Origin of the sequence: Levilactobacillus paucivorans (genome assembly GCF_001437125.1) — a bacterium.
GTDB lineage: Bacteria > Bacillota > Bacilli > Lactobacillales > Lactobacillaceae > Levilactobacillus > Levilactobacillus paucivorans.
The window spans coordinates 639-18,362 of the sequence record NZ_JQCA01000126.1; the positions used below are offsets into that span (position 1 = coordinate 639).

General features: G+C 48.0%; 18 protein-coding genes, 7 tRNA genes and 1 riboswitch. Of the genes, 16 read left to right on the forward strand and 9 right to left on the reverse strand.

The window, feature by feature from the left end; translation table 11 throughout:
• The first annotated feature begins 43 nt into the window (after positions 1–43).
• The 6 genes from IV54_RS09315 to IV54_RS09340 all read left to right on the forward strand — a co-directional run bounded on the left by IV54_RS09315 (position 44) and on the right by IV54_RS09340 (position 612).
• Positions 44–116, forward strand: a tRNA-Phe gene (locus IV54_RS09315).
• Between the two features lie 5 nt (positions 117–121).
• Positions 122–204: transfer RNA gene (locus tag IV54_RS09320), tRNA-Tyr, on the forward strand.
• A 4-nt stretch (positions 205–208) separates the two neighbouring features.
• Positions 209–279: transfer RNA gene (locus IV54_RS09325), tRNA-Trp, on the forward strand.
• Between the two features lie 14 nt (positions 280–293).
• Positions 294–366 (forward strand) — tRNA-His (locus IV54_RS09330).
• Between the two features lie 58 nt (positions 367–424).
• Positions 425–495: transfer RNA gene (locus IV54_RS09335), tRNA-Cys, on the forward strand.
• 32 nt (positions 496–527) lie between these two features.
• Positions 528–612, forward strand: a tRNA-Leu gene (locus IV54_RS09340).
• Positions 613–1,394: 782 nt separating this feature from the next.
• On the opposite strand, the gene IV54_RS09345 is transcribed toward IV54_RS09340, so the two are convergent.
• The 3 genes from IV54_RS09345 to IV54_RS09355 form a co-directional block, all read right to left on the reverse strand.
• On the reverse strand, positions 1,395–1,694 hold the full coding sequence (locus IV54_RS09345; protein WP_057879083.1) for a hypothetical protein: 300 nt from the start codon (positions 1,692–1,694) through the stop codon (positions 1,395–1,397).
• Between the two features lie 421 nt (positions 1,695–2,115).
• The gene (locus tag IV54_RS09350) at positions 2,116–2,679 is read right to left on the reverse strand and encodes a matrixin family metalloprotease (RefSeq protein WP_057879084.1); all 564 of its coding nucleotides are present in this window, start codon (positions 2,677–2,679) and stop codon (positions 2,116–2,118) included.
• 396 nt (positions 2,680–3,075) lie between these two features.
• Positions 3,076–3,396: a heavy metal-binding domain-containing protein gene (locus tag IV54_RS09355; protein WP_057879085.1), complete on the reverse strand. Its 321-nt coding sequence runs from the start codon at positions 3,394–3,396 to the stop codon at positions 3,076–3,078.
• 314 nt (positions 3,397–3,710) lie between these two features.
• Between IV54_RS09355 and IV54_RS09360 the strand changes: the two genes are divergently transcribed.
• A complete protein-coding gene (locus tag IV54_RS09360; protein ID WP_057879086.1) occupies positions 3,711–4,313 on the forward strand; it encodes a hypothetical protein in 603 nt (200 codons plus the stop codon).
• Between the two features lie 45 nt (positions 4,314–4,358).
• Here the strand turns inward: IV54_RS09360 and IV54_RS09365 are convergent, their stop codons facing one another.
• Positions 4,359–4,703, reverse strand: coding sequence for a hypothetical protein (locus IV54_RS09365; RefSeq protein WP_057879087.1), 345 nt, complete (start codon positions 4,701–4,703; stop codon positions 4,359–4,361).
• A gap of 104 nt (positions 4,704–4,807) precedes the next feature.
• Positions 4,808–5,518 carry a hypothetical protein gene (locus tag IV54_RS09370; RefSeq protein ID WP_057879088.1) on the reverse strand — a complete coding sequence of 237 codons (711 nt, stop codon included), beginning with the start codon at positions 5,516–5,518 and terminating at the stop codon, positions 4,808–4,810.
• 126 nt (positions 5,519–5,644) lie between these two features.
• A riboswitch (SMK box riboswitch) is annotated at positions 5,645–5,763 on the forward strand.
• On the opposite strand from IV54_RS09370, the gene metK reads away from it, so the two are divergent.
• The 3 genes from metK to IV54_RS09385 all read left to right on the forward strand — a co-directional run bounded on the left by metK (position 5,761) and on the right by IV54_RS09385 (position 9,007).
• Entirely contained in the window at positions 5,761–6,948 is a 1,188-nt protein-coding gene (gene metK, locus IV54_RS09375; protein ID WP_057879089.1) for a methionine adenosyltransferase, read from the forward strand. Its footprint overlaps the riboswitch before it by 3 nt.
• Positions 6,949–7,135: 187 nt before the next feature.
• Complete coding sequence (locus tag IV54_RS09380; protein WP_057879090.1) at positions 7,136–8,617, forward strand: MDR family MFS transporter; 1,482 nt, start codon at positions 7,136–7,138, stop codon at positions 8,615–8,617.
• A gap of 66 nt (positions 8,618–8,683) precedes the next feature.
• Positions 8,684–9,007, forward strand: coding sequence for a DUF960 domain-containing protein (locus tag IV54_RS09385; protein WP_057879091.1), 324 nt, complete (start codon positions 8,684–8,686; stop codon positions 9,005–9,007).
• A 109-nt stretch (positions 9,008–9,116) separates the two neighbouring features.
• On the opposite strand, the gene IV54_RS09390 is transcribed toward IV54_RS09385, so the two are convergent.
• Positions 9,117–9,764: a deoxynucleoside kinase gene (locus tag IV54_RS09390; protein WP_057879092.1), complete on the reverse strand. Its 648-nt coding sequence runs from the start codon at positions 9,762–9,764 to the stop codon at positions 9,117–9,119.
• A gap of 155 nt (positions 9,765–9,919) precedes the next feature.
• Here IV54_RS09390 and IV54_RS09395 point away from each other — a divergent pair, with 155 nt between their 5' ends.
• On the forward strand, positions 9,920–10,690 hold the full coding sequence (locus IV54_RS09395; RefSeq protein WP_057879093.1) for a Cof-type HAD-IIB family hydrolase: 771 nt from the start codon (positions 9,920–9,922) through the stop codon (positions 10,688–10,690).
• A 67-nt stretch (positions 10,691–10,757) separates the two neighbouring features.
• On the opposite strand, the gene pgmB is transcribed toward IV54_RS09395, so the two are convergent.
• Together pgmB and IV54_RS09405 are read right to left on the reverse strand one after the other, a co-directional pair.
• Entirely contained in the window at positions 10,758–11,429 is a 672-nt protein-coding gene (pgmB, locus tag IV54_RS09400; RefSeq protein ID WP_057879094.1) for a beta-phosphoglucomutase, read from the reverse strand.
• A gap of 13 nt (positions 11,430–11,442) precedes the next feature.
• On the reverse strand, positions 11,443–14,160 hold the full coding sequence (locus tag IV54_RS09405) for a glycoside hydrolase family 65 protein (protein ID WP_057879095.1): 2,718 nt from the start codon (positions 14,158–14,160) through the stop codon (positions 11,443–11,445).
• 268 nt (positions 14,161–14,428) lie between these two features.
• Here IV54_RS09405 and IV54_RS09410 point away from each other — a divergent pair, with 268 nt between their 5' ends.
• Both IV54_RS09410 and IV54_RS09415 read left to right on the forward strand, forming a co-directional pair.
• Positions 14,429–14,698 carry a hypothetical protein gene (locus IV54_RS09410; protein WP_057879096.1) on the forward strand — a complete coding sequence of 90 codons (270 nt, stop codon included), beginning with the start codon at positions 14,429–14,431 and terminating at the stop codon, positions 14,696–14,698.
• A gap of 299 nt (positions 14,699–14,997) precedes the next feature.
• Entirely contained in the window at positions 14,998–15,672 is a 675-nt protein-coding gene (locus IV54_RS09415) for a type II CAAX endopeptidase family protein (RefSeq protein WP_237756708.1), read from the forward strand.
• Positions 15,673–15,705: 33 nt separating this feature from the next.
• Here IV54_RS09415 and IV54_RS09420 read toward each other — a convergent pair whose 3' ends face one another.
• Positions 15,706–16,185, reverse strand: coding sequence for a MarR family winged helix-turn-helix transcriptional regulator (locus IV54_RS09420; RefSeq protein WP_057879098.1), 480 nt, complete (start codon positions 16,183–16,185; stop codon positions 15,706–15,708).
• 488 nt (positions 16,186–16,673) lie between these two features.
• On the opposite strand from IV54_RS09420, the gene IV54_RS09425 reads away from it, so the two are divergent.
• The 3 genes from IV54_RS09425 to IV54_RS09435 all read left to right on the forward strand — a co-directional run bounded on the left by IV54_RS09425 (position 16,674) and on the right by IV54_RS09435 (position 17,606).
• Positions 16,674–17,171, forward strand: coding sequence for a VanZ family protein (locus IV54_RS09425; protein ID WP_057879099.1), 498 nt, complete (start codon positions 16,674–16,676; stop codon positions 17,169–17,171).
• A 5-nt stretch (positions 17,172–17,176) separates the two neighbouring features.
• On the forward strand, positions 17,177–17,470 hold the full coding sequence (locus IV54_RS09430) for a heavy metal-binding domain-containing protein (RefSeq protein ID WP_057879100.1): 294 nt from the start codon (positions 17,177–17,179) through the stop codon (positions 17,468–17,470).
• A 52-nt stretch (positions 17,471–17,522) separates the two neighbouring features.
• A tRNA-Leu gene (locus IV54_RS09435) sits at positions 17,523–17,606 on the forward strand.
• Positions 17,607–17,724 lie beyond the last annotated feature (118 nt).

A 17,724-nucleotide genomic window follows, 5' to 3' on the forward strand; every position in this document is an offset into this window, starting at 1 on the left:
TTATTATTAATTTAATACACAGCAAACAATATGATGGTAAAATGGCTCAGTAGCTCAGTTGGTAGAGCAATGGATTGAAGCTCCATGTGTCGGCGGTTCGATTCCGTCCTGCGCCATTTATGGTGGGGTAGCGAAGTCTGGCTAAACGCGGCGGACTGTAAATCCGCTCCTTCGGGTTCGGTGGTTCGAATCCACTCCCCACCATCATAGGGATATAGTTCAATGGTAGAACAACGGTCTCCAAAACCGTCGATGTGGGTTCAACTCCTACTATCCCTGTTTGTAATGTAATGGCGGTATTGGTGAAGTGGTTAACACACCGGATTGTGGTTCCGGCACGCGTGGGTTCGATTCCCACATACCGCCCTTAGGATTGGGCATCTTGATTTATTAGCTGATCCAATCAGATTGGATAGGCGATTATGGTGGTATAGCCAAGTGGTAAGGCAGAGGTCTGCAAAACCTTCATCGTCGGTTCAAATCCGATTACCACCTTTGACTGGGTGTATCCAATCAGTATTTTTTTTGCCGGAGTGGCGGAACTGGCAGACGCGCTGGACTCAAAATCCAGTGACCGTTGAGGTCGTGTGGGTTCGAACCCCACCTCCGGTATCACAAGTAATACACGGAATTTCTTAAAAGTCTCGAACGTTGATTTGTTAGCGTTTGAGACTTTTTATTTTGTCCCGTAATTAGCCATTTTGGATGTCTGCACGAAAACTGCTACCGAATTGCGACCTATCGAGCTTGAATGACCACCGTTAGGTCGCAATTTGGAGTCAGCCCAGCATGAAAGGCATTAGAAGAGGTGTCCTGGCTGTTTAAGAAGGGGAACTTAAAGTACGGCTCTCCCGTTTGGATAAGCTACGGAACAGCAACCCACGAATTTCTATTGATAATCGAGATAGCGCACGTACACGTCCCTTATACGGGTACCAAATGACCTCGGCAGGCCATTGTAACACCACGACGCCATCAGATAGGCTAGGCCAATCTTGTCACACTAGCCACGTGCTTATCTGAGCGTATCGGACATTTACGGATGATGCTGGCCCACTAGTGGCCCTCACATCAGATATGGGGAGGGTAAATGAGATAGCGTCTTCCTCTTCAAGAAAGGCATGCTCGTGGCCGCTGCAGTCACTGAAGGGGCTTCTAAGCGTTACCGATACTAAGTGTACCCGCTATGATCTCTTGAGAATTCATCACATTTAAAATAAAAATGACCGGAGTCTGGAATTAAATCTGGGATCTAGTCATGGTGTTGGGGCGGAGTTGTTTGAAGAAATAGTGGACTGCAGGTTTCGCAGAGCTGTAATTGTTTGATAACAGTTTAAGTGCATGCTTACCAGTATGTTTGACAGGCTTCAATTCAAACTCTGTTGCGTGGGCACCTAAACGCCAATAACCAGGGTAGCGTTTGTTGCGTTTGATGTACAATTCCTGGTGGCCGCTGGTCTTTTTTTAGTGCTAATTTTCGTGTTAATTTTTCCATGCTGATAGACAGTTTGATCTAAGGTGAATTCGGTTATCTTTAGTTTGTATTGAAATTCTTTGTCGTGATAATGCCAGCTGTCTTGCAGTTTCTTGGGTGTTGTCTTATAAGTCTTAGCTTGTGCGTTAACGGAAGGGACAGTCATGCGTGCCAAGCCAGAAACCACAGCTAACGCTGAGATGATTAGTTTTGACTTCATATATGTATATCTCCTCTAAAGTGATTGTTGAGCAAAGCAAACAATTGGACACAGCTGTTGAAAGCGACTTCTAGTGACTGTTGACGTCAAAAAAGGTTACTGTCATCCACTTGGGTTTAAAATCCTTATGGCGAACCTCAATAGGGAACCGGGTTAATGCAAGGGGGGCACAGCCGATACAAGTAAGTTAGCAGGTCGAGCAGTGGGGCTAGCTAAACGGTGTATAAAGCTCATTTAAAGCCATTATTGCCAATGGGGGATAGTTGCCCATTCTCGACCTAAGAAGGCCATCTCGACGCTCTAAGAGGGGAGTAGAGTTCGACCCATTGGCACGGCCATCAAAAATTTAGACAAATAAAAAAGCCTAGCTGGACTGGCTAGGCTTTTTCGCAGGTTTTGTTCGAAAATTGTTTTAAAATGATTAGTCTTCGTAAGCTGATTGTAAACCAACCTTGTCTTGGTGGTCGATTGAAGCGTAACGGTCGGAAGCGTACATAACGCTGTCTTCACTCTTGGAGTGGCTTAAGCCAATGGCATGGCCAATTTCATGGGTAGCCACGTTAGTCCGTTGGTTCTTGGAGTACTTGTACTTGGATAAGAGGCTCCGGTTGAGCGTAGACTTGGCAGAAACGATTTCGTTTTCATTGTCGCTCTTCTTTAAGTAAGAGTAGTTGGTGTAACCGGCAAGCTTGCCGCTCTTGGTGCTCAGTGACTTGGAAGAAGTTAAGGTGATGTCAGCCTTTTCGCCAGACTTGGCAGCTCTTAACTGAACCACACCGACTTTGTTCCAACGCTTAACGGCGTTTTTCCAAACACTCTTGTAATAGGAAGAAGTGCTTGCGGTTTTGTATGTAATCGTGGTGTCATCCCAATGGCCCCAAGAAGGTGTCTTTGAAGCGGCGAGGATGGTGCTGGTAAAACTAGTGAGCGTTAAGACGATGGTTGCAATTACTAAGACTGTCCATTTAACAATTTTCTTTAACATGTTGATAACCTGCTTTCTTTTAATCCATTAAATTCCGAATAATCACTTTTAAGTTGTTTGCTATCTTATTGACTATGGTTAGTATAAAACGAGTAGTGGATCAGTTGGTGAGACATATTGGTGAGTGTGGATAGTTTCCAGGGGACAATAATCCGGATGTGGATATAAATGACAAAAGCATGACAAAAAAGTCGTCGAAATGGTTACACATCAAGCTTTCTGGCTATACAGTTAGTTCCGTGAAAAGCGGCAGAAAAGTCGTTAAAGATCAAAAAAAGAGCCACATGAGTTATCCAAATTTGGATGATTCATGTGACTCTTTTATGCTGTTGACGATCTAATCAGATGATAAGTGACGAACGTTTACAATGTTACACAAGTCGAATGTTGTGGTAATTACCGAAATTTGACAGCAGTTCCGTAAGCAGCTACGGATTGCATATCTTGGCCAATGGAACCGGAATCAAAACGCATCATAACGACAGCATCTGCCCCCATCGTGACAGCATTCTGGCGTAAACGTTCAATGGCAATTTCACGAGATTCGTTAAGCATTTTCGTATAATCCTTGATTTCACCACCCACAACGTTCTTTAGTGAGGCCCCGATATTCCGTAGAACGTTCTTGGACTGAGTGGTCAAACCGAAGACCTCGCCTAGAACTTCATAATCTTGGCCGGGGATCTTTTCGGTGGTGGTAACTAAAATTTCTGACATGCTGACTCCTCCTCTTGTGTTACTTCCAATATACGCGACTTGCTGTCGGAAGTACATGCGGAGAATCTTTAAAAAAGTACCAGTGAAAAAATATTTATTTATCGATATTAAATGATGCATAAATGGGCAATAAGTGGCTGATTATACGGACATTACGGGCCGTACGCGAGAATGACTGCATGTTCTTAGTTGGGCATGCAACGCCGACCGACCTATACCACACGACTAATAAATAATACGGGCTATGTATTTGATTGGCGACGTGTTAAGGTACCCTTGGATAGCCAACAAGGGCTACCAATAAGGAGACTTTAATGTCCGACAAAGAAAATGTGACGCCAACTTCTACAAAGTGCCGACACGTTTCCAAAGAAGCAATGATGGAACCCTTGACGCGCAGTCAGCGTGATCAGATTGCGGAGTTCTTGGTTTCCCACGCTAGTTACTTGGACATGAAACATCATCTCGAAGATCTCTTGGGGATGTCAGTCAATAATTATCGATTGAAACACTTGTTTTACCGTGATGTGAACGACTTGGTCCATTTTCGGCGGCAGTTCTTCTGTTCGCTGGGGAACTTCCTCGTACGAATGGCCGAAGCCCATTATCAGCTGGAACTCTGGGACCGTGAAACGCACCAGAAGCATAGCTTTCCCATTAGTGAGTTGAGCGAGGCAGACCTCGTCACCGTGAATAAGGGGACGGCGGTTGAGACGATAACTTACGAATTATATGGTTTTAAGCTACGACGAAAGTTTGACATCGAGCAGAGCCGCCTTTATCGGGTCAAAACACAGTTCTATATTGCCGGTAAGGAAGTCGAACTGATCGATGGTCTCATGTCACTTCAGCAGAAGCTGGATGAGAGCACCCCATGGCTACAGGCAGGGCTGGTCGGCATTCAAGACTTTACGTAATTTAGGCCAAACAAAAATCCAACCGCACTGAGGGGGTGGATTTTATCAATTTGGTGACGATTGCGCTGACAACACGGCTACAAGCTGCTCTTGAGTAGCACCTATTTGGCCGTGTAAGAGCTCAGCATGGCTAACTGGAATCACGTTAGCTAATCGGTTTTGATGGCCGCTAGCCGCCAGAATTTGCGAATCAATCACATAGACTTTTCTGGGATCGATGGTGAGGTCCCAGTGGTGTTCCGCTTGTACGGAATTTGGAGTGAGTGCGAGCGCGGTGATGAGGCTTTGACAAAATTGATTGATGAGCGCCGCATCAACGATTGGATTACCAGTGAGGGTAGGCTGAAACTTTCCGCTAAGAATATCGCCGATCACTCTGATTTCGGGCATATTTGAATTCCTCCATTACTTGATGGGCTCATTCTAACACAGCCAAATCACGAGATTTAAGAATTACCGGGAGTTTAGCGAAACTTTAAGTTTATATCAATGGATTAATCAAGAACCAGTAGTCCCAAGATGAGTTGGACCACACTGGTCGTAACTAGCCGATAACGGACGTTGATGCGTCGTTGTAACCACCAGTAACCCGCCACTAAGAGAATAGCTACGCCAATCTGCCAGGAGAAAGTTTGGGCGACCAGTAACACAACGATCAGGAGTGCTGGTGTAATCAAGGTCAGACGCCAATCCCAGGCCTCGGGGATGAAGTGAAACTCATAAAAAGCCAAGTAGCTAAAGATAATAGGAAGTAATGGCAACATGAACTGCCATGCGAGATAGTGGTTTCGAAGGTAAAATAGGATAACTGGTACGCCACAGCCACTGAGGGCACTGAAGACGATTAGGCCGTATATGGACTGAAGCCCTAACTGGGGAACACAGACCAGAACGAGGAAGATACAGAGTAACAGGGCAAAGAGTTGGACCAGTCGATTGTCTGGTGCGGCTAAGAATCCCATGGTTGCGGCGGCAACGACTAAGATGGGGCCAATCGTCGACCGGAAATGATGATTGAGAACCAGGAAACTTCCGGCCGCCAGAAAGCCACCATAAACTAATAGGTAGAATTTCACTGAGGTGGCTAGGGGAGTTCCGGTGGCAGCGGTCGATCCGGCGACCCACCAGAGAATATTTTGAAAGACGGTGTAAATAAACAATTGCTGAACCGTTCTGTTTTTTAAAAGGGCCATGAATTTAGTCATGGGATCGCTCCATTCGACGAATTATAGTATTGTCTTTAATCTTAGTAATTGTTGCGCGCGGGGTCAATCATTCTTTCACATAAAGGGAGGCTTTCTTTTAAGGTACGGGAATTTATGTTAGAATACTTGAGTTATGAGTCAATTCCCGATAGGATTCACGATTGCTGTGAAGCTGCCTTGTAACCGACTGGCGCGAGATTATCGGTCAACTCGTCGTCAACACTATCTAGGGGGAATATCCATTGCAAGAAAGACATTTATTTACGTCCGAATCCGTTTCGGAGGGCCATCCAGACAAAATTGCTGACCAGATCAGTGATGCCATTCTCGATGCGCTGTTAGCACAAGATCCAGACTCACGAGTAGCTTGTGAGACTTCTGTAACGACTGGGTTGGTCCTGGTCTTTGGGGAAATCTCAACGAAGGCTTACGTGGACATTCAAAAAGTGGTTCGTCAAACAATCAAGGACATTGGTTACACCGACGGTCAATACGGCTTTGACGGCGATAACTGTGCCGTGTTGGTAGCGATCGACGAACAATCACCTGACATTGCCCAAGGGGTCGATGACTCCCTGGAAACGCGGAAGGGTGACGAAGATCCATTAGATAAGATTGGTGCCGGTGATCAAGGCTTGATGTTTGGGTATGCTGTCGATGAGACGCCAGAACTCATGCCACTGCCAATCATGTTGAGTCACGCCTTAATGCAACGCATTGCCAGCCTGCGGAAGAATGGGGTCATTGATTACCTCCGTCCCGATGCTAAGGCAGAAGTCACTGTCGAATACGATGACAATGGCAAACCAATGCGGGTTGACACGGTTGTTTTGAGTACGCAACACGATCCAGACGTCACGTTGGACCAGATTCGTCAGGATGTCATTGACCAGGTGGTTAAGGAAGTTATTCCTGCCAAGTTCTTGGATGACAAGACCAAGTACTTCATTAATCCTACTGGCCGCTTCGTTATCGGGGGGCCTCAAGGGGATGCCGGATTGACGGGTCGGAAGATCATCGTGGATACCTATGGTGGGGCTGCTCACCATGGTGGTGGGGCCTTCTCCGGGAAGGACGCCACGAAGGTGGACCGTTCAGCCAGTTATGCGGCGCGTTACATTGCCAAGAACATTGTGGCTGCCAAGTTAGCGAGCGAATGTGAAGTTCAGATTGCCTACGCCATTGGGGTTGCGGAACCCGTTTCCGTTTCAATCAATACGTTTGGTACGGGTGTTGTGAAGGAAAGCAAGCTGGCCGAGGCCGTGCGTGCGATCTTTGATTTGCGTCCAGCCGGTATCATTGAGATGCTGGATCTGAAGCGTCCGATTTACAAGCAAACGGCGGCATACGGCCACTTTGGCCGGACTGACGTGGACTTACCTTGGGAACATCTCGACAAGGTAGATGCGCTGAAGGCTGCCTGCAAATAAGCCCAATTAATTGATGAAATCCCGTTGCCAGAAAATCTCTGGTGGCGGGATTTTTGGGTAGGGGGTTGAAATTTAGACGCTCACCCTTGATAATATAAGGTATTACTGTTTTAATACAGACTTGGGAAGTAGCGCAATTGGCTACTCAGTTTCGTTGTGTGGTGGGGCCCAACGGTAGGAGGAAATTATGGTAAAGAAACAAACTAATGTCAAGGTTGTGACGGGGGCTGTCTTCGTCGCCACCTTCATGTCGGCTATCGAAGGAACCATTGTCTCAACCGCCATGCCTACCATCGTCGGTGATCTACAAGGGGTGGCCCTCATGAACTGGGTCTTCTCGATCTTCTTATTGACGAGCGCTATCGCCACACCCATCTATGGTAAGCTCGCCGATACGGTTGGCCGCAAACTGGTCTTTCTCGTTGGCTTATTCGTCTTCGTTGTGGGGTCAACCCTGTCGGGGATGTCGCACAGCATGGAAACCCTGATTGCTTGGCGAGCACTCCAAGGGATCGGGGCGGGGGCCATCATGCCCGTGTCCTTTACGATTCTAGCCGACATCTATCCGGTGGAACAGCGCGCTCGGGTCATGGGACTGAATGGGTCCGCCTGGGGAATCGCCGCGGTGGTGGCCCCATTGTTAGGGGGCTTCATCGTTGACCATCTCAGTTGGCACTGGATCTTCTTCATTAATATTCCAATTGGGATTGTCACGATGGGGTTGATTTGGTTCTATCTACAAGAGCGCACGGAACGAAAGAAATTCACGATGGACTGGGCCGGTTGTTTCTGGTTGTCACTCGGTCTGTTGGCCTTGATGCTGACCTTCCAACTGTTAGGTGAGGGGCAACTCAACGTGCTGTTTGTCATCCTGGGTTTCCTGATTTCTATTGGGGCCTTCTGGGCTTTCCTACGCCAAGAGAAGCGAACGGCCGATCCGTTGATTCCGTTATCTTTATTTGCAAACCGAACGTTTGTCGTGCAAAATTTAATCGCTGCATTACTGAGTGGGTTTATTATGGGCTTTGAGGTCTACTTGCCCACTTGGACGCAAGGTCTTCTTGGGTTGAAGGCTTCTGAAGCAGGGTTCGCAATTACCCCCAGTTCGTTGATGTGGATTGTTGGGTCGTTTATTGCCGGGAAGTTACTGCTGAGTCGGTCACCTTATCAAATTGTCAATATCAGTTTGACGTTGGTGATGATTGGAGCCATTACGATGGCCTTATTGCCAGCTAGCACGCCGTTCTGGTGCTTCTTCGTCATTGCGGGGATCTGTGGGACTGGATTTGGAATTACCATCACCACGACCACGGTGACGGTTCAGAGCCAAGTCGACGTCGATGAGATTGGGGTTGCGACCTCCTTCAATACGTTGTCGCGGACGCTGGGGCAAACCATGATGGTGTCGATCTTAGGGATTATCATGAACCTTGCCATGACGCGTGGGGTTGCCAGCCATCACGGCACGAGTATGGCCATGATGAACAAGCTTATCAATCCGCAAACAGCGGTAAGCTTGCCAGCTAATGTTTTACCAACCTTACGTGGGATCTTATATCAGGGCCTACACGCCATCTTTATCGCCGGGGTGATTCTGATTGTTATCTCGTTTGCGGTCAATTTCTTTGATCGGCGTGAGACACAACACCTGACCGCCGACAAGGGGTAATTATTCCCGTTTTGAAAACAGTTACGGTATAATGGTTTTAAACGATCGAGAGTGGAGGCGAAGAAAATGTTTGAAAGTAATCATGCACGTTATGCCAGTTATGGTACCGTTGCGGTCCTACCCGGCGACATGATCGACGCCGTCTGGGATATCATTGACAATGACCTCCAAGGCCTCTTTCCGTTGGCAAATCTGCTAACGTTTAAGCTTCACAATAATCAGGGGATGACGACGTTTGAATATGTTCAGACGGACGACAAACGTGGGGCGGTCAGTGCCGGATTCGACACCGACTTCACCTATGCGCCCCAGTTGCCAGAAACCGTTCTGGCCTACGATGACGGTGATAGCCAAATCATTTTATTGCCATCGGAAACGGCGGATCACTAAAAATAATGTGACAAGAAGAGGGATGCTGCGACATGCCTCTTTTTTGTCGTTTCCGATCGTAAATAAAAACGCCATACCTCTCAATGGGGGTATGGCGTTGGTCGTCGGACTAGATGGTTGCGTCTGTCCGAATGTCTTTTAAAGCATCATCAATTTGTTGGAGAACGAGTTCCGTGTTGCCGGGAACGTCCAGGTCGTACTTTTGTAAGTCGATCCGAACCTTAGGACTCACGTCGTAGTCTGCGTACCAGCCTTGATAAGCGGTCCACATCTTCTTGTAGTAAGCTTCCAGGCTTGGGTTATCGTCGAATTGTTCGTAGGCACGGCCACGCTTCTTGATACGGTGAAGAATAGTGTCGAAATCGGCATCCGCATAGACTAATAAGTCAGGGGCCTTCTTTGGCAGTGCACTCAGTTCATTCATCATGTTATCCAGCAGGCTTAAGTAAACTTCCAACTCGGTATCTGTGATGTTCCCTTCGGCGTTATTTTCACGCGTAAAGAGGGCATCTTCATAGATTGAACGGTCCAGAACGTTGTTGTCATCCGCCAACGCACGCTTAATCATACTAAAACGTTTGTTGAGGAAGTAAATTTGCAATAAGAAACCGTATTGCTTGGGATTTGCATAGTATAGTGGTAGAACCGGGTTGTCACCAACCGGTTCGAAAAATGCCTTTGTGTCCAAGTGTGATGCAATCTTTCCAGTAAGAGTCGTCTTGCCGACGCCAATCATTCCAGCTGTAATTATCACCATGATAGCCCCTCTTTTATCAAATATACAAGATATAGTGTACCATAAAAAAGCCGGCTACTACATTTGCTTGACAGATATTTTTCGCCATTTCGTGAAGTTTGGTCATTGTTGTATAATAGACTCGTTGGTATAAGTGGATTAGGAGGTTGAACGAGATGTATCAAGCAATCGTCTTTTTTGATTTGGATGGTACGTTATTTGACGATAACAAGAATGTTTTACCGACAAGTATCGCCGCCATTCACGAAATGCAACAACATCATATTCTACCAGTTATTGCCACTGGAAGAAACATTTTTGAAATTCAATATGTGCTCGATGCCACGAACATCGACGCTGTGGTCAGTGCCAATGGGAGTTACGTCCAGTATCAGGGCAAGCGGCTCACGGCCGCGGTGATTCCACAAGCGGAACTCGCCGCGATCACTGCCTTCGCCAATGAGCAGGGGGATCCCTTGGGTTACTTCAATAACCAAGGCTTTCGTTTAAGCCAGGCCAACCAGGATACGAGGGATAACTTCAAGTTATTGCGGTTAGATGCGCAAGTTGATCCGACCTGGTATCAGACCCAGGAGATTAACTTTCTCAATGTCTTCAATCGTGATAACGAAGCCCCATACCGGGAAAAATTTGCTGGGGAGCTGTCCTTTGTCCGCAACAATCCGCGGGCACTCGACACGATGGCAACTGGAATTAGTAAGCAGACTGGGATTCGGACCTTCCTGAAAGAGGCCGGATTGCAGGATGTGAAAACCTATGCCTTTGGGGATGGGCTAAACGACCTGCAAATGTTCGATGAGGTCGACGTGCCAATTTCTATGGCTAATGGGGTCTTCCAGGCGAAGAACAAGGCAGCCTACGTGACTGGCAGCAACATGGATGATGGAATCGTCCAGGGGCTGCGGCACTTTGGACTCATTCAATAATTTTTGACAGACAGAAAACGGCGTCGCTACTTTTTAAAGTAACGACGCCGTTTCGTTTTCACTGAGATTAACCTAATTTTTTCGCAATATTTTCGAGCGTGACGCTAGCCGTGTCGGCAAAGACCATGTCGGCAGCTGCCAATTCGTGGGCATCCCCAATTCCGAGGGAGACCTCACCGGCAGCGTTGATGGCTTGGACACCGGCAGCGGCATCTTCCACCCCGATACACTGAGCGGGATCAAGGTTGAGAACTTGGGCACCCTTGGTGTAAATTTCGGGATCCGGCTTTCCGTGAGTCAGGTTGGCTGGGTCAACAACCTTGGGGAAGTAGTCGGCCAACTGAAGCTTATCGAGAACCCGTGGAGCATTCTTGGAGGCCGAAGCGAGCGAGAGTTGGTAGCCCTTAGCTCGAAGGTCATCTAGGAAGGCCTTCATACCGGGCAAAATGTTGGCGGGGGTCATCTTGTTAACCTCGGCAACATAATTGTCATTCTTCTGAGTGGCCAAGGCCACTTTCTGTTCCTGGTTGTAGTCGTTTTCCTTGTGGCCAGCCTTCAGGATCATTTCGAGTGAATCCATGCGGCTGATCCCTTTGAGACCATTGGCCAGGTCGTCATTCCAGCTCACCCCAAGGGAGTCGGCGAGTTGGTGCCAAGCGTTACCGTGCAAGACGGAGGTGTCCGTAATGACCCCATCTAAGTCAAAGACAAAACCCTTAATATCCGCAAATTTAGTCATCATTGAAAACTCCTTAATATGAAATAGTTTGTGTTTGATTTGGTTTTAACGTAATCTGCTGATCGCCAATGGTTAGGACGGCCGCTTTATCTGCCGTGACCTGAACGTGCTGGTGGTCAATCGTGAAGTGATACCGCGTTCCCCGAACCAGTTGCGCAAAGTCCAACTGTTGCCAAGTTGCTGGCAGGTGAGGGTTAACCGACAGCTTAGGTGCCAAGATATCTACCCCTGCGTAGTGCCGGGTCGTCATGAGGGTAACGGCGCCCATGACACCCAGGTGAATCCCCTCGGCAGTGGTCCCACCTTGGATGTCGTAATAGTCCGATAGGAGGGCCTGTGAGAAGAGTTTCCACGACTGGTCCATGTTACCCGCCATTGCCGTTAGAACGGCGTAGACGATACGGGAGAGGGTGGATCCGTGGGTAGTTCGGTCCAGATAGAACTGAAGGTTCTTGTCGAAGGCTCCCTTTGGTAAATGATAGCCCAATTGGTCCAAGAGCCCGAAGACCTGTTGCTCATCAAGGCTGTAGAATGCCATCAAAGCATCCGCTTGTTTGGCAACCTGGTAGGCATCGGGCGTCTTGCCCTCGGCCTTTAAGATCCGGTCCATCCGGGAGATATCGCCGTACTTCTTCTGATACTTAGCGAAGTCGAGGCGGGGAAGCTTGAAGTACCCGTCAAATTGCCCGATGATCCCGGCTGAGCTGATATCGAGACGGAGATGGTGACTCACGTCCTTCAATTGGTCAGTTGTCTTAGCTGTCCAGCCCGTCTTTTGGTCACTAGCAGCGACCGCCTTAGCAGGTAGCTCGTGACGCAAAGTCTGCACTTGATTGAAGAGCCAAGTGACCATGAGGTTGGTATACGCGTTGTCTGCGAGACCGGTACTGTCCGCATTCGGATAGTTTTCGTGGAACTCATCTGGCCCCATGACCCGGTCGATGGTATAGCGATGGGTCTGAGAATTTAATTTGGCCCGACTGAGCCAGAACTTGGAAATTTCACTCAACATCTCTAAACCGTAGGCAGTCATGAAGCTTTGGTCACCAGTGATATGGGTGTACATGATGACGTTGTAAGCCACGGCTAAGGACACGTGACGCTGGAGTGAGGAATAGTCCGGATCCCAGGAGTTGGTCAAGGGATTCAGGTGGACGATTTGTGATTGCTCGTCACCTAACTCACCTGATTGCCAAGGATACATGGCGCCATCGTCACCATCGGCTTGGGCGTTCTTCTTGGCTTCACCCAACCGGCGATAACGGTACATGAGAAGTTGTTTAGCCAGTTCAGGATCATGTAGCGCGTAAACGGGGAGATCAAACATTTCATCCCAGAAGACGTGTCCGCGATAGGCTTCACCGTCGAGTCCCCGGGCATTGACGGAGGCATCGATTTTGCCTGAGGCAATCGCTTGGGTGGCCGAGAAAAGATGATACAGGTTGACTCGCGTTAACTTCTGCGCGGTGATATCGCCAGTGATTTGAATGTCGGCCCCGTGCCAGCGTTTCTCCCAATAGTGGGTATTGCTGGTGAGGGTATCGGCGAAGGTCGCCGCATTAATTTCGGTTGCTGCCGCTTGGTCCAGGGGACTGCTGGTTTCGCGGCCGGTGAAGAAGACCACATTTTTTTCAAAGGTATATGTCTGATTTGGTTGAACCGCGACCGAGCGCATCTGCTGGATGTGTTGTTCGGCGTGGGACCGGGTGTCAACGGGCGCATCTAGCGCTTCGCCGGGGCCGGTCAGTTGTGATCCAAAGATGAAGGGAACTTTGGACGATTGGGTCTGTCCCTCTAAGAAGATCGTATCGGGTTGACGACTGGTACCCGTAACCTGGATATGGCGCTGATTGAAGGCCCGGTAACGTTCGACGTTGCTGTTGACCACACTGCCGTCAATTTCAGAATAGATCTGAAGCGACCCGGAAAAGTTAAGCGGGGTCACACTGTAGCGGATGGCCAAGCGATGCCAGTCGGTCATGTTGGCCAGCTTCGTGGTCTTGATTTGCAAGGCATGACCGGTGGAGAGTTGAACCAACATGGTCGTGGTCAAGGCCCCGGTATGCAGATCCAGACTTCGATAGATGTCTTGGATGTCACTAGCTCGAATCTGAAATGGATTTTGATGGTCCACCCCAAACGTTAAAGCCTGGGCATTTGGCAGGTTGACCAGGTCTTCATTGACGACCTGACGTCCGTTGATATTCGTTGTCAGTTGATCATACAAGCCGGCCGTGTACATACCGGGATAGTTGTCGTCATCTGCGTGGGCTTCGGTATAAGCCCCACGCAAGCCGAAGAATCCGTTGCCCACGGTTAACATCGCTTCTTGCCCGTAGTTCCGTTTGCCGGCGTATTGGCCGTAATAGTCCAGATGCCAGCTAAGGTATTCACGTTTGCTGGCCAGGGCATCTTCCAATCCTTGGTCCGCAATGGCTTGGCTGCTAACTACGGGGATGTTCAGCATGTTGGTAATGGCTAAACCAATATCAATCCGTTGATGGTTAATCCCGACAACGGTGTCGGAGAAGGGATAACTCAGGGCGTTATCGACCACTGCGGCATCCACGTCGAGACCCACTAAGCGTACTCGTAAATTTTCAAGATTTTCGCCGATACTTTGGTCCGTGTTGTACGCGATGGTGAACTCGCGCTGCGCCTCCGGCTTTCCGGCAGGGGCATAGCTGACCTGAAGGGCGTCATCTGAAACGTGTAACGTAATAATTTTCAAACCCAATCGTCTTCCTTTCTATTAATTATTTGCACAATCATTCACTATTAATCTTAGGCTACCCCCCGGTAATTAGCAATTATTCTCTCCCTGTTGCCGTAAAATAAGAATTATTATAAAGACTGGTATGATGCAAATGCAAGCGATTGCACGATTTTGCCGGTGGTTTGCTAGGTAACTAATCTGTTAGCACTGGTGAAAACCGATTGTGAGGAGGGTCCAAAACGTGGTAATATTTGAGCAATAAGAACTGAGAGGAAGAGGCGACGTGGGAAAATTCATTCGGACCGTGATTCTAATTGTAAGTTTGACTGTGGTGATTATTCTGGCAACGGTGTGGATCGCCGTGCATTGGGTTAGCGGAATTTGGGCTCAGGCGGCCGTGAGTTTAGTGGGTTTTGCCTTGGCCACGGCATGGGATTGCCGGATTTTCTATAAACGCTGGGCAGTCATTGCCCCTCTGCTTCAACGCACCCCTAAGCAGAAAAAGGCGGCGGATCCAGAAGAAAAAACGACACAAAAAAAGCCATTACGATAAGTCGCAATGGCCAAAGAGTAAGGTTACAACATAATTGGGGGATTATGTTGTAAAAATTTCATCTACTTTGGGGGAGTAAAATGAAATCGTCTGTTGAATGAGGACAGAAGCCTCACGCGCAAGTCGAGACTTAACTCAAACTTGCCCGCAACCATATAGTAACTCATAATGAGAAAAAATGCCATTAAAAAATTAATATTGAGAAAAATGGGTTTTGCTGACTAATTAGAAGTAACGGATCGTGGGATTCTGCGGGCCGTTCCACGGTTAGTTAAGCGAGCCAACAAAGGATGGATATTGTGAATAGTGCACAAAAACAAAACTTTATCAACATTGGATGGTTCCTGGTCATGCTCATTCTGGTCACGATTGTCCAGATTCCCTTAGCCTTTTTAAGTCGTGGGGCTAGCTGGCAACGTGGCTTATGGGCCGTGGTTTATGCCGCCGGTTTTCTAGTGGCGATTGCCATTGGCTTGTGGATCTATCGGCGAATTGTGCCTGGTAAGTGGCAACGGCTGACTGGCCAAGACTGGCGACTCATGGTGAAGGGCTACGTCTTTATGATGGTGGTTGAAATGAGCCTCAATATTGTGAATATGTTGGTTTTTAAGGAAACCAGTACGAAGAATAACGACCTTATTGCGACAATTCTTGGCAAAAGTCCCTTATCCCTAATCATGTTGAGTCTGACGGCGGTGTTAGCGTCACCCGTTCTGGAGGAGTTAACTTTTCGAGGAATCTTGGTGAGTGGTTGCTTCTCTAAGGAGCGTTTTTGGTTGCCGATTGTTGCGAGTGGTATTGTCTTCTCGTTAGTTCATCAAAGTGACAATCTGATCAGTTGGCTCATCTATGCCATCATGGGGGGCACCTTCGCTTACGTTTACCGCAAGACTGGTAAGCTCCAAACCACGATTTTTATGCATGGGTTTAATAATTTAATTGCCATGTTGCTCATGGTGACGACGATTCGTTAAAAAAAGCTTAGCGGTTACTAGCCGCTAAGCTTTTTAATTGTCGCTATCTATGTCCTTGGTAATCAGTCGCTGACGACTGACCGTATCTAGTTGAGACTTAACAGTGGCTAATTCAGCCATTGTGTCATCGATTTCCTTGTCGGTCATGCCCAATAAAGTTTGACATTGACCAATTCGAGCATAGACCTCTTCGCGTTTGGCAGTGGCCATTTCGGTTAAGTGAATTAACACCTGACGTTCATCGGTTTGGCTACGAACACGACTCACCCAACCCTGTTTTTCCAGACGCTTCAACAGAGGGGTTAGTGTGCCGCTATCCAATTCCAAGCGTTCGCCGAGTTGGTGAACGGTTAGGGGAGCATCCTCCCACAGAACCAACATCGCAATGTATTGCGGGTAGGTCAGGCTAAATGGGGCAAGGGCACTCTGATAGAAGTGGTTAAACTTCTTGCTAGCGGAATAGATCGAGAAGCAAAGTTGCTGGTCGAGTAAGACTGGCGGAACCTTTGACATGGCGCAGGCCTCCTTTCGAATACTTTCAGAATATTGTATACAATTAAATTGTTATTAGCAAGAAACTCACCTTGCTAATAGCCAGTTGGGTTACGGCGTGACCGCTAACCCAGTGGAAATCTTTACCCTGACGTCAAAACGATTATATAGCATGTAGACTGGTGAGTGCAATGATTATTGATAAAATGAGTTTTTTGCCCACATAGAGGTTAGGCGGAAAAACAAACTCTAGGTGACCCTAACTGGCTCAAGTATACCAGAAGACGACGCCGCAAAAAGAAAAATTTTATGAGAATGATAATCGATGGCTTAGAATTTACTGAGTTTTTACTGGCAATGACGGGTGGATTTGACTAAAAGGTGGCTGTTACGGTTCCAACAAGGTGCCTAGGAATGATGCTAAGGGCGGTGTTGCCTGTTGCGGACACAATAAGCATTGTCGACGAAGCATAGAATCAGTATACTAGGGTTATCGAGGAGGCGATCCAATGACGCGGTGGTTACCATTTATGCTGGCTAGCCTGATCTGCCTGGGGCTAGTGTTACGCGCTGGGTACCAACGGTCTTGGGCACGAGTTGGCTGGTGGATCGGGTGTTGGGTCCTGACAGCATTGACGTGGATTCCCGTGACCGTAACCTTTGGATCGCAGGTAGCGGACATTCAGACTTTTCACTGGGCCAATGGGACCTGGGTATTGTGGCCACTTCAACCAGCGGGGATCGATGCCTCATTTTGGTTAAACATTGTCATGACAATTCCTCAGGGGATGCTCTGGCAGTGGAACTTTAGCGGTCGTTGGCCCCAATGGCTGGGGGTCGGACTCGCAACGGCGCTAACCTTGGAGACCGGACAAGCGATTGGCAACTATCTGGTTGGTCTGGGCCGTTGGGTCGATATTAATGATGTCCTGACCAATGCGTTGGGCGTGGTCCTGGGGGCTCTTATCTTTTCATGGGGTCAACACCAGGAACAACTTAGGAGGTAAGCGTAATGTTTATGACAACAGGGGGCCTCAACCGGGCTCACGAGATTCAAGGGATTATGACGGCAACACAGCACGCGATGATGCGTTCCGAAAAGCCGGATGAGTTTTCTTTGTTTGATGATCTATTTGATGCCGTTAAACAGAAATTAATGAAGCAGGCCCAGGAGGCCGGCGCAGATGGTTTGATCGAAGTTCGCTTCAATACCGAGGTTGTTCGGATGAGCGTGGCGCCGAAGTTTTTGGTTGTCCATGGCTATGGCACCGCGGTTAAATTCCCCAAAGCAAAAAAAACTGAATAAAAGGGTTCACATTTATTCACGGATAGTGTAATATATTACTTGTTGTTGAGTTGCCCCGATGGCGGAACTGGCAGACGCGCAGCGTTCAGGTCGCTGTTTGAGTGATCAAGTACAGGTTCGAATCCTGCTCGGGGCATCAGTTAACAATTCGGAGAGTCCGGTAAACATTACGTTTATCGGACTTTTTTTGTGCTAATAGACGAATTTACAATTGAAGTGCAACACTAATTGAATAAAAAGACCCATAGCGGGTA